Annotated in this window: 16 protein-coding genes; 13 read left to right on the top strand and 3 right to left on the bottom strand. The window is 37.8% G+C overall.

The window, feature by feature from the left end:
* Positions 1-69: 69 nt before the first annotated feature.
* The 3 genes from OEA66_RS02410 to OEA66_RS02400 form a co-directional block, all read right to left on the bottom strand.
* The gene (locus tag OEA66_RS02410; protein WP_267279852.1) at positions 70-765 is read right to left on the bottom strand and encodes a LytR/AlgR family response regulator transcription factor; all 696 of its coding nucleotides are present in this window, start codon (positions 763-765) and stop codon (positions 70-72) included.
* Positions 766-919: 154 nt separating this feature from the next.
* Positions 920-1,393 (bottom strand): Dps family protein, encoded by a 474-nt coding sequence (locus OEA66_RS02405; RefSeq protein WP_267279851.1) that lies wholly within the window; start codon positions 1,391-1,393, stop codon positions 920-922.
* 240 nt (positions 1,394-1,633) lie between these two features.
* The gene (locus tag OEA66_RS02400; protein WP_267279850.1) at positions 1,634-2,530 is read right to left on the bottom strand and encodes a helix-turn-helix domain-containing protein; all 897 of its coding nucleotides are present in this window, start codon (positions 2,528-2,530) and stop codon (positions 1,634-1,636) included.
* A gap of 185 nt (positions 2,531-2,715) precedes the next feature.
* On the opposite strand from OEA66_RS02400, the gene OEA66_RS02395 reads away from it, so the two are divergent.
* From OEA66_RS02395 to OEA66_RS02335, 13 genes are all read left to right on the top strand, one after another.
* Complete coding sequence (locus tag OEA66_RS02395; RefSeq protein WP_267279849.1) at positions 2,716-3,567, top strand: aldo/keto reductase; 852 nt, start codon at positions 2,716-2,718, stop codon at positions 3,565-3,567.
* A 26-nt stretch (positions 3,568-3,593) separates the two neighbouring features.
* A complete protein-coding gene (locus OEA66_RS02390) occupies positions 3,594-4,730 on the top strand; it encodes an aldo/keto reductase (protein WP_267279848.1) in 1,137 nt (378 codons plus the stop codon).
* A gap of 26 nt (positions 4,731-4,756) precedes the next feature.
* Positions 4,757-5,173, top strand: coding sequence for a cupin domain-containing protein (locus OEA66_RS02385; protein WP_267279847.1), 417 nt, complete (start codon positions 4,757-4,759; stop codon positions 5,171-5,173).
* A gap of 73 nt (positions 5,174-5,246) precedes the next feature.
* A complete protein-coding gene (locus OEA66_RS02380; RefSeq protein ID WP_267279846.1) occupies positions 5,247-5,912 on the top strand; it encodes a carboxymuconolactone decarboxylase family protein in 666 nt (221 codons plus the stop codon).
* Positions 5,913-5,963: 51 nt separating this feature from the next.
* Positions 5,964-6,602, top strand: coding sequence for an NAD(P)H-binding protein (locus tag OEA66_RS02375; RefSeq protein WP_267279845.1), 639 nt, complete (start codon positions 5,964-5,966; stop codon positions 6,600-6,602).
* Positions 6,603-6,612: 10 nt separating this feature from the next.
* The gene (locus tag OEA66_RS02370) at positions 6,613-7,071 is read left to right on the top strand and encodes a cupin domain-containing protein (protein ID WP_267279844.1); all 459 of its coding nucleotides are present in this window, start codon (positions 6,613-6,615) and stop codon (positions 7,069-7,071) included.
* Between the two features lie 29 nt (positions 7,072-7,100).
* Entirely contained in the window at positions 7,101-8,084 is a 984-nt protein-coding gene (locus OEA66_RS02365) for an aldo/keto reductase (protein ID WP_267279843.1), read from the top strand.
* Positions 8,085-8,105: 21 nt separating this feature from the next.
* Positions 8,106-8,579: a nuclear transport factor 2 family protein gene (locus tag OEA66_RS02360; protein ID WP_267279842.1), complete on the top strand. Its 474-nt coding sequence runs from the start codon at positions 8,106-8,108 to the stop codon at positions 8,577-8,579.
* Between the two features lie 2 nt (positions 8,580-8,581).
* Positions 8,582-9,658: an alpha/beta hydrolase gene (locus OEA66_RS02355; protein WP_267279841.1), complete on the top strand. Its 1,077-nt coding sequence runs from the start codon at positions 8,582-8,584 to the stop codon at positions 9,656-9,658.
* A gap of 260 nt (positions 9,659-9,918) precedes the next feature.
* Positions 9,919-10,539, top strand: a complete 621-nt coding sequence (locus OEA66_RS02350; RefSeq protein ID WP_267279840.1) for a flavodoxin — start codon at positions 9,919-9,921, stop codon at positions 10,537-10,539.
* Positions 10,540-10,566: 27 nt separating this feature from the next.
* Entirely contained in the window at positions 10,567-11,310 is a 744-nt protein-coding gene (locus OEA66_RS02345) for a carboxymuconolactone decarboxylase family protein (protein ID WP_267279839.1), read from the top strand.
* Between the two features lie 16 nt (positions 11,311-11,326).
* Positions 11,327-11,809, top strand: a complete 483-nt coding sequence (locus tag OEA66_RS02340; protein ID WP_267279838.1) for a cupin domain-containing protein — start codon at positions 11,327-11,329, stop codon at positions 11,807-11,809.
* A 638-nt stretch (positions 11,810-12,447) separates the two neighbouring features.
* Positions 12,448-15,201 (top strand): fibronectin type III domain-containing protein, encoded by a 2,754-nt coding sequence (locus OEA66_RS02335; protein WP_267279837.1) that lies wholly within the window; start codon positions 12,448-12,450, stop codon positions 15,199-15,201.
* Positions 15,202-15,266 lie beyond the last annotated feature (65 nt).

Below are 15,266 nucleotides of genomic sequence, written 5' to 3'. Positions count from 1 at the left end.
ATTTAATCTGAAATCTTGTGCAAAAAAGATTGGGAGCGGAAGACGGAAATAGCTGCCCAAATTAAAATTTTAGAAAACATTCATCCTCGTGTTGAGTGCCTTTCGATAAGCATCTGCGACGGGAATGAATTTTCCGTTTATCATAATTCCGCCGTCCTGGAGTGTGTCTATCTTGCCAACCGAAACGATGTAAGAGCGATGAACTCTGATGAAATGGTCTTTCGGGAGACGTTCTTCCGCTGTTTTCATCTTGCCGTGGATGGCGAACATTTTTTCTCTTGTGTAAAACTTCACATAATCGCCCATTGCCTCGGCGTAAAAAATATCGTCGAGCTTCAAACGCCTAGTAATATTGGAATCTCTGACGAAAAGGAACTCATCTTTGGTGACTTCCACCTCTTCTTTTCTGCTTTCCAGAATCGATTGCGCTTTGCTGACGGCTTGTAAAAATCTTGCCGGCATCACGGGTTTCAGGATGTAATCTGCGATATTGAGTTCGAAAGCTTCGAGTGCGTAATCTTTGTTGGATGAAGTGAAAATAATGATAATGTCTTTCCCTGAAAGGTTTTTGGTGAGTTCGATTCCGGTCATTTCCGGCATTTCGATATCCAAAAATATCAAGTCAATCTGATTGTTCTGCAAATGGTTGTAAGCTTCAATAGCGTTGGAATATTCACTGACAATTGTCAGATTCGGAACTTGTTTTGCCAAATGCGCCAAAGTTGTTCTGGCGATATCATTGTCATCAACAATTAAAGCTTTCATAGGGATAGTTTATTATGGTTGACACAAATATAATTAAAACTACTAAGAATTTTTTTGCATAATTTTTTAGATTCTAATGCGAAATTTTTGAATGCCACGAATACACGAATAATATATTCTTTTAAATTAAATTAGTGCATTTGTGACAACGTATTTATCTGAAGTAAGAACGAATCATCCACGCCATTTCTTCGTGCGTTTCTATCAGGGTTGTGATGAAGTCGCTGGAACCGTAATCTTTGTATTTGTCTGCGAAAGGGGTGACGTTTCCTCTTAGAAAATCGATAATGCTTTCGTGGTCTTTTAGTAAATCTTTCATAAAGCCTAATCCGTCGTTGGTACGCTCGCTGTATTCGGTAAGATGTGTTAATTCAAGATAAGTTTTCATCGTTGCAGGTGCGTAATGACCTATTTTTCTTAGACGTTCTGCAACGCTGTCAATCAACTCGTCCAGCTGTTTGTACTGTTCTTCAAAGAAAATGTGGTTTGCGTGGAAATTGTCGCCAGTCACGTTCCAGTGGGCGTTTCTTGTTTTGATGTAAAGTACCGTTTCGTCAGCTAAAAGTTTTGCCAATTGTTCTGCTACAGCTTCTGTGTTTTGCTCTGTAAGTCCGATGTTTGTTTTCATAATTTTAAGATTTAAGTGGGAGCGGTATTGCTCTTTTTTCTGATGTAAAGTTCAGGATGAATCTTAAAAAAGTGATGATTTTTTCGGTGAATGGGCAAAATGGGTCGTTGGGATTGGTGAATTATAATCTGGAAAATATTTCTGAAGTTTATAATTTCTTAAAATAAAATGACTTTTTGACTAAGGCGGATTATCTTCAAACACTTTCATAGACGATTTATTTGATTGTCGTTCTTAAACTCAATTCAAGTTTCTATACTCAATAGGCGTATAACCAACTCTTTGCTTAAACAGTCTCGTCAGATGCTGAGGATATTTAAACCCTAAATCATAGGCAATCTGACTGATGGATTTATCAGCATCAAAAACCCTTTCTTTGGCAACATCAATGATTTTATTCTGAATATATTCCTGCGCCGTTTTCCCGGTTTCTTTTTTAATTAAATCTCCAAAATAGTTGGGAGACAGATTGAGTTCTTCTGCACAAAAAGCTACAGAAGGCAAACCAAAACTGTTGGGCTTTTCTGAATTGAAATAACTGTTCAATAATTCTTCAAATTTCTCCAGAATTCCTTTGTTGACATTTTCTCTCGTGATGAACTGTCTGTCGTAGAAACGCTCACAGTAATTGAGGAAAAGTTCGATGTTGGAAGCAATCAGTTTCTTGCTGTGTTTGTCCACAGACTGTTCGAGTTCTGACTGAATTTTAGCAAAACATTCCAAAACCAGTTGCTGTTCTTTCGAGGATAAATGTAACGCTTCATTATTTTGATAGCTGAAAAAGCCGTATTCCGAGATACTTTTGGCAAGTGGTGTTCCTTTAATCAAATCAGGATGAAAAACCAGTCCGTGACCCATTGGCTGATAAAAATCTACTTTATTTTCAACATCTACAACCTGTCCCGGAGAGACAAAAACCAATGTACCTTCTTGATAATCGTACGTTGCCCGACCATATTTCAAGTCACCACATTTTACATCCTTCAGAAAAATACAGTAGAGATTAAAATTCATTTTAGAACCTGTTCTCTTGTGAGCTTTAGAGAAATCAATAACGCTCACCAAAGGATGCAATGTCTCGTGATTATTAAATAGATTATAATCATTAACGGTTTCAAAATTAACGGAATTACTCATAGCAGTTTCATTTTCTGATACAAATCTAATTATAAAATCAATGTCTTCTCAGTGTAAAACTTCACATCTGTAATATTGGTAGGTAATACCGTAATCTGTCTACAAAAAGGTTCATCATAAGGGCGGAAATTTGCATAGGAAGTTGATTATCCGAATAATCAATTTTTTAAAATCAATTTAAAATTATGCAAAAAGTAATATTAAACAATGGTGTGGAAATGCCGATTTTAGGATTCGGTGTATTTCAGGTGCCGGATTTGGCAGAATGTGAAAAAGCAGTCCTTGAGGCTATTGAAACAGGATACAGATTAATTGATACAGCTTCATCTTACGGAAACGAAGAAGCAGTAGGAAATGCCATCAGTAAAAGCGGTGTTGCGAGAGAGGAATTATTTATCACCACAAAACTTTGGATTCAGGATGCAGGCTATGAAAATACGTTGAAAGCGTTTGAAAAATCACTCAATAAATTACAGCTGGAGTATCTTGATTTATATTTAATTCATCAGCCTTATGGAGATATTTTTGGTTCTTGGCGAGCGATGCAGGAACTGTATTTTCAGGGAAAAGTGAGAGCGATTGGCGTTTCCAATTTTCATCCTGACCGAATCGCAGATTTAATTGCGAATAGCGGGTTTACGCCGGCTGTCAATCAAATCGAAACGCATCCTTTCCATCAGCAGGTGGATACGCAGAAATTCCTTCAGGAAAACAATATTCAGATAGAATCTTGGGGACCATTCGCAGAAGGTAAAAATGATATTTTTAAAAACGAAACTTTAACATCAATTGCGGTTAAAAATAATAAATCTGTGGCTCAGATAATCCTGCGTTGGTTAACTCAAAGAGGTATTGTGGCGATTCCAAAATCAGTTCGAAAAGAAAGAATGGCGGAAAATTTTGACATTTTTGATTTTGAATTGTCCGCAGAAGAAATGCAGGCGATTTCAACTTTAGATACCAGTGCGAGTCTGTTTTTTGACCACAGAGACCCGAATATGGTCAAATGGCTGAGCGAAAGAAAACTGGATTTGTAAATTAATCAAGACTTAAAAACATTAAAATGGACAGAAGAGATATTTTAAAAACCCTTGGATTGGCAACGGTAGGAACCGCATTGTTACCCTTTGGGAATCTGGCAAAAGCTGCAACATCAGGTTTTGGTGCTAATGAAAATGGTTCGCTTCCCAGCCGTAGAAAATTGGGCAAATCTTTAGAGGTTTCAAGCATCGGGTTGGGTGTTCAGAATATGAGCCGGACTTATCAGACCACGATTCCAAACCGGAAAGAAATGCACAGAATTATTCAGAAAGCATTCGACAGCGGCGTGACACTTTTTGATACCGCAGAAGCTTACGGTCCTTTCGAATGTGAGAAAATTTTGGGAGAAGCAACTTCATCTTTTCGCGATAAAATTGTAATCGAAACCAAATACGGCTGGAACATCGACCAGGAAACCGGAAAACGTCTGCCCGGATTGAACAGCAAGCCTGAACATATCAAATTAGTGGTTGAAGGAATACTGAAGCGTCTAAAAACGGACCGAATCGACTTGTTATATCAGCACCGTGTTGACCCTGAAGTTCCGATTGAAGATGTGGTTGGTGCCATTCAAGATTTAATAAAAGAGGGAAAAGTTCTGTACTACGGACTTTCAGAACCTGGCGTAGAAACGGTGAGAAGAGCGCATAAAATACATCCTGTGACAGCCATTCAAAATGAATATTCATTGTTGTGGCGCGGACCGGAAAAGAAAATTATCCCGCTTTGCGAGGAATTGGGAATTGGTTTTGTTCCGTGGAGTCCGTTGGGTGTAGGTTTTTTGACCGGAGCTATTGATGAAAACACGCGTTTTGCACAAGGCGACATCCGTGGAAATGAAACCCGTTTTTCTCCGGAAAATATTCAGCAAAATTTAAAATTAGTCAAAGTTCTGAAAGACTGGAGCGTGAAAAAAGAGGCGACGCCTGCTCAGATCTCTTTGGCGTGGCTGCTTCATCAAAAACCGTGGATTGTACCCATTCCGGGAACAACTCAAATGTCAAATATGCTGGACAATATCGGAGCGGATAAAATCAAATTCAGCGATGCAGAATTTAAAGAATTCAATACGCAGATTGATGCTGTGAAAATCGAAGGCGAGAGATTACCGCCTTTCGTACAGCAGTTTTCTGATGTGGAAGCACCTTTGAAAAAGTAAATCAATCAAATAAAATAAAAAGTAAAATGGAAAAAAATATCCCAAAAATAAGCGCTTTCCCGACAGGAGAAAGTAATAGTGCATTCGAACAGTATTTTTCAGGGAAATCTTATCTGGCTCCACTGACAGTCAATAGCGATTTAAATGTACCGATGGCCAATGTGACTTTTGAGCCGGGTTGTCGCAACAACTGGCACACGCATACCGGCGGACAGATTCTCATTTGCGTGGGTGGTTCGGGATATTATCAGGAAAGAAATCAACCAGCCAGAAGATTGGAAGCGGGCGACATCGTGGAGATTCCGGCAGATGTAGAACATTGGCACGGTGCTGCGGCAGACAGCTGGTTTTCGCATATCGGCGTCACCTGTAATCCTCAAACCAATAAAAATATCTGGCTGGAAGCTGTAAGTGACGAAGAATATAGAGAAGCTGTAAAATAAAATTATCATTATGCACAAAAATCAATGGTTTAAATGGTTGATGTTACTAATTCTCTCATTTAATTTTAGTACAATGAACGCACAGAAAAATCAAGCAGATCACAACTTTTTAACTAACAAAGAAAAAAGTATCATCACCATTTCGTCAAATACGGCTCAGGGAAAATTACCTGAACTAAAAACGACTTTGAATAATGGTCTTGATGCAGGTTTAACAGTTAATGAAATCAAAGAAATACTCGTTCACACGTACGCTTACTGTGGTTTCCCAAGAAGCATCCGTGGCTTGCAGACTTTTATGGAAGTATTGGAAGAACGAAAAAACAGAGGTGTCAATGATATTGTAGGAAAAGAAGCTACGCCAATCTCCAATGGTGCCAGCAAATATGAACGTGGAAAGAAGATCTTGGGTCAGCTTTCCAAAACACCACAGCCAGCAAAACTTTCAGGTTATTCTGCTTTTGCACCTGCAATAGATACTTTTTTAAAAGAGCATTTGTTTGCTGATATTTTTGAAAGAGATGTTTTGACCTATGCCCAACGAGAGTTGGTCACCATTTCTGTGATTGCCGCAATTGGCGAGGCTGAACCGATGTTAGAAAGTCACTTGGGAATTTCACTCAATGTCGGCTGGTCACCGGCACAGCTGAAAGAATTTGCAGAAGTAATTTCTCCGACGATAAGTGATGCGAAAAGCAAATCAGCCAAGGCGGTTGTTGAAAAGGTTGTTTCAAAATAATTAATCTGAATTATTAAAATCAGATTGATTTTAATTTTAATCAAAATCAGAATGAAAATATTAATATTAGGTGCAGCAGGTCAGATTGGAAAGATGCTCACCAAAGATCTCTTGGATCAAACGGATAACGAATTGATATTATTTGCAAGAAAGGCTTCTCAAAGGTTACAGGTTAATTCAGGCAGAGTAACTATTGTTGATGGTGATTTTACCAATACCGGACTTCTTGAAGAGACAATGAAAAATGCAGATGCCATTTACCTGAATGATATGAACAGCAAAGACGGAGTCGCAGCAATTGCAAAAGCGATGAAAGTTACCGGAACCAAAAGAATTATTCTGGCCTCAATCCTTGGGATATATGATGAAGTTCCGGGTGAATTTGGAAAATGGAATGAAAGAATGGTTGGAACCAGAGGTATTCAGAATCATAAAGACAGCGTAACCTTATTTGAAATTCCTGAATTTGATTACACTATTTTAAGGTTGACGTGGCTTTATAACGAGGAAGGAAACCGAAACTATCAGCTTACACAGAAAGGACAGCCTTTTGAAGGAGCTCAGGTAAGCAGGCAGGCGGTTTCACAATTGGTCGTCGATATTTTAAAAGACGAGAGCGACAAGTATTTAAAGACCAGTCTGGGAGTCAGCGAACCAGATACCAATTGGGACAAACCTTCGTTTTACTAATCTAGATATTATGAAAAAAGTAATGACAGCTTTGGTATCAGCCATTTTTATGGTCAATGGATACTCACAGAACAAGCCTTCGAATTCGAAAGAACTTTTCCCGAAAGGAGAAAAAATAACAAACAATAATTTCACAGGAACGGCCTATCTCAAAATGCTTATAAATGCAGATAGTCTCAATACAACAACGATTGGCAACGTAAGTTTTGAACCCAAAGGCAGAACAAACTGGCATTTGCATCCGGGAGGACAGATACTTTTGGTTACCGATGGAATTGGCTATTATCAGGAAAAAGGCCAACCAAAGAAAATACTAAAGAAAGGCGACGTTATCAAATGTCCGCCCAATGTAGAGCACTGGCACGGCGCAAGTGCAAACGAGCATATGGTCCACATCGCAGTGTCTGACAATGACAAAGGTGCGGTGGTATGGTTGCAGCCTGTTACGGAAGAAGAATATTATAAATAAAATTTCACTGACTATATAAATAGAATATAATGCAAAAAAGAATATTAGGAAACCAGGGATTGGAAGTTTCGGCTTTAGGATTAGGATGTATGGGTTTGAGTTTCGGCTATGGACCTGCGACGGAAAAACAGGAAGCTATTAAATTAATTAGAACAGCATTTGAAAAGGGTGTTACTTTTTTCGACACGGCTGAATGTTACGGCCCATTTACCAATGAAGAATTGTTGGGCGAAGCTTTGCAACCTTTCCGAAATGAAGTGGTCATCGCTACGAAATTTGGTTTTCAGGATGGCGATTCCAGCAAAGGATTAGACAGCAGTCCGGCAAGAATCCGAAAAGTAGTAGAGGATTCTTTGAAAAGACTGAAGACAGATTATATCGACCTATTTTATCAGCACAGAGTAGACCCGAATATTGCAATGGAAGACGTGGCAGGAAAGGTAAAAGAATTGATTGACGAAGGAAAAGTAAAGCATTTCGGATTGTCGGAAGCCAGTGCCGAAAGCATTCGAAAAGCGCACGCCGTACAGCCTGTTTCGGCTTTGCAAAGTGAATATTCGATGTTTTTCCGTGATGCCGAGAAAGAAATTATCCCGACGCTGGAAGAACTGGGAATCGGTTTTGTGCCTTTCAGTCCGTTAGGAAAAGGATTTTTGACTGGAGCTATCAATGAAAGTACACAGTTTGAAAAGAATGATTTCAGAAATCTTGTCCCGAGATTTTCTGAGGAAAACAGAAAGGCAAATCAGGCTTTGGTTGATTTATTGAAAACGATTGCTGCAGAAAAAGAGGCAACACCCGCGCAGGTTGCTTTGGCTTGGCTGTTGGCGCAGAAACCGTTCATCACACCAATTCCGGGAACTACAAAACTGCACAGACTGGAGGAAAATGTCGGTGGAGCATCTTTAGAACTTTCTTCTGATGATTTATCTAAAATCGCGCAATCACTGAGCCAGATTGAAATCGTCGGGGAACGTTATCCACAGCATTTACAGTCGAGAGTTGGGAAATAATTTAATTTAAAATCAAAAAAAATGAAAGCATTAATTGTTGCATTAGTCATATCTGCAAGTTCTACCTACACGTTCGCACAGCAGGCAAAAGTGGAAAACGTCGTGAAAAAAGAGACAAAATCTGAACAGGAAATCATCCAGCTTTCCAAAGACAAATGGGATTGGATGTCTTCTAAAGATGCCGAAAAACTGGAGAAACTTTTTGACGAAAAATCAGTATTCGTGCATATGGGCGGTTCGTGGGGCAAAAAGCAGGAATTGGATGTCATCAAAAGTGGCGGAATCTGGTACAAGAAAGCCGACATCCACGAAACATCGGTAAACATTATTGAAAACACCGCTATTATTCTGACCAAAATGGATTTAGTGGCCGTGGTTGGTGGAAATGAAGTCACAAATCCGTTTATTGTAACGGAAGTATTTGTGAAAAAGAGCGGAACCTGGAAATTGGGTTCACTGTCATTCACCAAAACAATGACCCCGGAAAAGAAATAGAGATGAGAACTAAGGCGATACAATATTTAAGTTTAATTGGTTTAATAGTATTTTCAAATACCAATATTCAGGCTCAGAAAAATGCGAAGGAACCATTGATGATTGCAGAGCAGGGAAGTTTTGCGGTTGGAGGAACTGTTATCAAAAGTCCGGGAACATTTAATCCGCAAAAACCAACTGCTGAAGGACAGACTTTCAGAGGCGACCACGCTTATGTTTTTTATCAGATTCCTGTGAAAGCCCGAAAATATCCATTGGTAATGTGGCACGGAATCGGACAGTTTTCAAAAACCTGGGAGACAACTCCAGACGGAAGAGAAGGTTTTCAGAATATTTTTCTGCGCAGGGATTTTCCGGTTTACATTATGGACCAGCCGAGAAGAGGAAATGCGGGAAGAAGTACGGTAGCTTCTACAATTGAGCCGACTCCCGATGAGCAAAATTGGTTTAATGTTTTCCGTGTGGGATTATGGCCAAAATATTACGAAGGTGTACAGTTTGCCAAAGATTCTGCCACACTCAATCAATATTTCCGGTCTATGACACCAAATATTGGGACGATTGATATTAAGGTAAATGTTGATGCAGCTTCAGCACTATTCAATAAAATCGGAGCCGGAGTTTTGGTCACGCATTCTCATTCAGGTGGAATGGGTTGGCTGACCGCGATTAAAAACCAAAATGTAAAAGGTATCGTTTCGTACGAGCCGGGAAGTGGTTTCGTTTTTCCTGAGGGCGAATTACCAAAATCCATTGCAAGTTCTGCAGGTGCACTCGAAGCTTCTTCGGTTTCCAAAGAAGATTTTTTAAAGTTGACAAAAGTCCCGATTATCATTTATTACGGCGACAATATTCCTGAAAAGTATTCGGAAAATTCGGGAGCTGACGGTTGGAGAGCACGTTTGCAGATGGCGAGGTTGTGGCGAGATGCGGTCAATAAATATGGTGGCGATGTGACAGTCGTTCATCTTCCCGAGGTCGGTCTGAAAGGCAATACACATTTCCCTTTTTCTGATTTAAATAATATTCAGGTGGCTGATTTGATGAGCCAATGGCTGAAGGCTAAAAAATTAGATTAATAACCTGTTGGTCAGCTAGGAAGAACAGTTTATTAAAAATTTAAAACTTTGTATTTCTTATTGAAACGGAGTGCCTTTGTTTTACTTTGATTTAAAGCGGTTAGCTGACCTTTTTGTCTAACCTTGCGTTGAATTCAACACAAAACTAAACAAAAATATTGGCATCAGCATTCCAAATTTTATCGTAAACAAAGGCGTTTCCATTTATTAAAGTAAAACAAGTATAGACATCGTAACATTAATAAATTAAATTATTTGTAATGCAGAATTACATCATATTCATAATATCAGTTCTCTATTTTTTCTCCTGCTCTAAGGCACAGGAAACAATATCAGAAAAAGAATCATTAAAAGATAAAAAAGTGCTGATTTTTTATTTATCAAGAACCAAAAACACCAAAACCATTGCAGAAATCATTCAGAAAAATGTGGGTGGAGACTTGGTGGAACTGGAACTTCAAAATCCTTATCCCGAAAATTATAAAGCAATCGTTGACCAGGTTTCGAAAGAAAATGAATCCGCATTTTTGCCACCGCTGAAAACGAAGATTGAAAACATTGAGAAATATGACATCGTCTTCATCGGTTTTCCAACGTGGGGAATGAAACTGCCGCCACCAATGAAAAGTTTTCTGAAACAAAATGATTTAAAAGGCAAAACCATCATTCCGTTCAACACGAATGCAGGTTACGGAGTCGGAAGCAGTTTTGATACGGTTAAAGAACTAAGTCCGGAAAGTAAAGTTCTGGAAGGATTTAAAATGAAAGGCGGCGTAGAGCGTGACGGGATTTTGTTTGTAATGGAAGGCAAAAAGAAAACTGAGGCGGAAAAGAAAGTCAGAGAATGGCTGACCAAAATTGGTTTAAATAAAACGAAATAGTTAAAATTATATTTAAAGCAAAAGAAAATGAAGAGAATAAAATTGACAACCGTAATCGTTTTACTGACGGGAATTTCACTGTTTTTCAATACAATAAAAGCACAGCAAATGTCAACATCAAATTCAGAATTAAATTCAAAAGATAAAAGTATTATCACCATTTCATCCTTCACAGCGCATGGAAAACTGACTGAACTGAAAACAGCTTTAAATTCAGGTCTCGATGCTGGTTTGACCATTAACGAAATCAAAGAAATGATTGTTCACTCTTATGCTTACTGCGGTTTTCCGAGAAGCATTAGAGGTTTGCAGACTTTTATGGAAGTCTTGGAACAACGAAAAACTAAAGGCATCAGGGATAATGTAGGAGCTGAAGCTTCGCCGATTATTGATGAAAAGACCAAGTACGAAAGAGGTAAAAAGATATTGGAAGAACTTTCTGGTGCGCCGCAACCTGATAAACTTTCAGGATATTCAGCGTTTGCACCTGCGATTGATACTTTTTTAAAGGAACATCTGTTTGCAGATATTTTCGAAAGAGGTGTTTTGACATTTAAACAGAGAGAATTGGTGACCATTTCCATTATCACCGCCATTGGCGATGCGGACCCAATGTTGCAGTCGCATTTGGGACTTTCATTAAATGTCGGTTGGTCGCCCGAACAGTTGAATGAATTTGTTAATGTTATCACTCCGACCATCAGTAAGGAAAAATCAGCAGCGGCTGCCACGGTTCTGAAAGAAGTTTTAAAAACAAGAAAATCAAAATAAATTTAAAATTTTACAAATGAAAAAAGCATCATTTCTGACGTCTCTAAGTTTTGTGATTCTTATTTTTTCAAACAGTCAACTGAAGTCTCAAACTCAAAAAAATATGCAGACGGAATCTAAAACCCTGTTTGAAAAAGGCGAAAAAGTAAAGAGCGAAAATTTTACAGGAACCGCTTACCTGAAAATGTTGGTAACGAATGACCCTGAAAATCCAATTACCGTCGGCAACGTCACTTTCGAACCGGGCGCAAGAAACCGCTGGCACAAACATCCGGGAGGGCAGATTATATTGGTGACAGACGGCGTCGGCTACTATCAGGAAAGAGGACAGGCAAAGAAAATTCTGCGAAAAGGTAATGTCATCAAATGTCCGCCCAATGTGGAGCACTGGCACGGCGCAAGTATCGACAGTCATTTTTCTCATTTGGCCATTGGAAACAGTGATAAGGAGGCGGTGATTTGGTTGCTGCCTGTGAGGGATGAGGAGTATTTGAAATAATAAACTTTCTTAAATATCTCTCAATGTGTAATTGAAGATTTTTTATTTATCTGTTTTGCTGATACATTTAAAGTTTAAACAATCAAACTACTTTTTTTTGATTTCCCAATTTTTATCAAACTCTTTCAGCAAAGACTCATTTCGTTGAAAAATATCACAAATTAATGAATGGTTTTCTTTGTGATTTTTCCAAAATTCAATACTACTTTCTAAAACTGCAATTAATAAATCTTCTTCAGCAAAAATATTTTTATCTAATTTTTCAGTAGTAATTGAGATTAAATAATCTAAACCTATATTTTAACTAATCATAATCCTCAAATCTTCAATAAAAATCATCCAGAGGTTTTTTACGTAAATTGTTGCAGTTTACAATTAAATATGAATTTTCATCAGAATCTAATTCTTGCCAAATTTTTTTTCAACATTCTCTAATGTTTTTAAATTTATAGTTGTTTTCAATAATTAATTTCTATTGAGACTTAAATGTCTGGTTTGAAGTTTTTATTAAATATAAGTTAAGATTCAATTTGAACTGATTAGATAATGTAAATAATAGTTAACAGACCATTAATAGTGTGATAATAGGAAGTACATAGCTTTGCCGCATTAAAAATCTAATCCTATTATTCCATCTTATGAAACATTATTTACTTCTGCTTTGCTGCTTTGTAATACAAATCGGTTTTGGGCAAACGTTGGTTCCTTATCTGCAGAACCCAACTCCCAACTCGATGATTGTGAATTGGAAAACATCTTCCAATAACGAAACAACCGTTTATTACGGAACTTCTCCTACTAACCTCAGCGTTACTGTTACCGGAACCACTAATGTTTTTTCTGATACAGGGTACAGCAATAATTACTTTTATCATACGGCAAAAATTACGAATCTTCAGCCGAATACAAAATATTATTATAAAACCAAAACAGGAACCAACGAATCTGCTGTATATAATTTTCGTACACTTCCTCTTCCAGGGCAGCCTGTAACTGCAAATGGAAAAATCAGATTTCTGATTATGGGAGATAATCAAATCAAAAATGAACCCAGATATGACTCTCTAAATCTTCATGCTTACAAAAAAATTAAAGAAAGATTTGGTGCAACAAATGATCCTTCAGACAATATCGCTTTAACTTTTATGGTGGGAGATCAAGTGGACGTAGGAACACTTGACCATTATGAAAATGTTCACTTTAAGAAAAACCAAAAGCTTTCTCCTTATCTTCCCATTCAAACTACTGTGGGAAATCATGAAACCTATGGAACTTTAGGAATGAGCTCTTATTACGCGCACTTTTTTATTGATGAACTTAGCTACAAAAACATCAGCTCAGGAAACGAAAACTATTATGCACAACAGGCCGGAAATGTTTTATTTGTAAGCTTAAGTTCAGAACATACAGGTGCTGCGCAACAAACTTGGCTTCAACAGGTTCTTACTGCCGCTGCTACAGATAACACGGTACATTGGATTATTTCTTTAAGCCACAGACCTTATCAGGCTGAACAATATGTTGGTGATATTTCGACGTGGGTAAGAAATACAGCAGTACCAATGTTGACCACTTCAGACAAATATTTAATGCATGTTGGCGCTCACCATCATCTTTATCATAGAGGGCAGCTCAAAAATTCGCCAAATTATCAAATTATTTCTGGTGGAACAGCGTGGGATCAATATTGGGGAATGTCTAACGAGCAGGATTTTGATGACGTGCAAAAAACACTGACTGATTGGACGTATCAAATCATTGAAGTGGATGTTATCAACGGAAAAGTTGATGTTGAAAGCTACTCAATAGGAAGTATTTATAACCAAAAAAACAGTATTTTGGTTGACAGCTTCCACAGATATAAAAATTTAGCAAAACCTACAAAACCTACAGTTAACAATGTATTTACAGCACCAGTAACACTACCTTTGACTTTAAACGGAAGTGCTTTTTCAACTACAACTTCAGAACTTTTAAATACTTCTCAGTTCCTTATCAGTAAAACGGCAGATTTTTCTGTAATCGATAAAGAATTTTACCGTGATTATGAAAACTGGTTCGGAAAAGACGGTACAGGAAATCCCGATGTGACAAAGAATATAAATGCTGGAGTAGATCTCACAAAAGCAACTATTGCAGCGAATTCTATTACAAATGGAGTTTACTACGTGAAAGTACGTTACAGAGACAGAAATCTGGAGTGGAGTGATTGGAGTGATGTGAAATCTTTTCAGATAACTGGAAGTGTAGTTTCTAATCCTCAGTTGGTTTTAAATAAAACAGAATATCTTCAAAATGAAGCCATCCTTGCAACCTACACAGATGGTCCCGGAAACCAGCAGGATTGGATAGGAATTTACAAAAAAGGTCAAAATCCTACTGCAGTAACTTCTCAGACTTATAAGTATACTGACGGACAAACTTCAGGAACAGCCAATTTCAATACAGGTTTAGCGACGAAAGGACAGTATTTTGCAGGTTTTTTTGCTAATAATGGATACACGGAAATTACCGGTAGAAAAAATTTCTATATAGGACCAAAAGTTGTTCTGCAGACGACAGCAGATTCTTATCCTGTTGGTGGAACTGTTGTAGTAAATTATTCTAACGGACCCAATCTTACCAATGATTGGATCGGAATCTACAAAATGGGACAAGTACCGGGATCAGCAAACCCTTCCGCAGCTTGGAGTTATGTAACTACTGCAGCCGGAACAAAAAACTTTACGGGATTACCAAAAGGATATTATTATGCAACTTATCTTTTAGAAGACGGTTACACGCAAATAGGTGAGAAAGTTTTCTTTAAAGTAGGTGATATTGTTACAGATCTTTGGATCAACAAACCGGTTTACACTTTAGGAGAAAATATCACAGCATCCTGGACGGATTCTCCGGGAATCATCAAAGATTGGTTAGGAATTTATCCTCAAAGTGTGCAGGTGCCAAATGATCAATTTACATCATACACTTATTTTGACGGGGTTACACAAGGTACAAAAACGATTACCGGAAATGTAAACGGTGTTCCGACAACGACCGGAAATTATTATATGGTAATGTTTACCAATGATTCTTACACAGAAGTTTCCAATAGAGTTTCTTTTGAGGTAGTGGGTGCAACTTTATGCACAAACGAGACACACAATGCTACTGAGAAAAACGTAATTCTCTATCCGAACCCTGCAAAACCAGGACAGCCGACTTTCATTAAAAGTGATTATCCTATTGAAAAGATTCAGCTTTTATCAGCTGCCGGACAATTATTATACGAAACGAAAAATGTAAATGACCAAAAATTCTCTTTAGTAAACGAAAATTTACCGAAAGGTGTTTATTTTGTAAAAGTATATACCAGGAAATTATTTACTTTAAAGCTAATTGTAGAATAAAACTAAAATTATTTTATCTAAAAATCCAACCTGAGCAATTACAGGTTGGATTTTTTTTCTTAAAA

The sequence above is a fragment of the Chryseobacterium luquanense genome (assembly GCF_026460945.1).
Lineage (GTDB): Bacteria > Bacteroidota > Bacteroidia > Flavobacteriales > Weeksellaceae > Chryseobacterium > Chryseobacterium luquanense.
The sequence above is the reverse complement of the archived record's forward strand: the minus strand, read 5'-3'. Positions and strand labels throughout refer to the sequence as shown.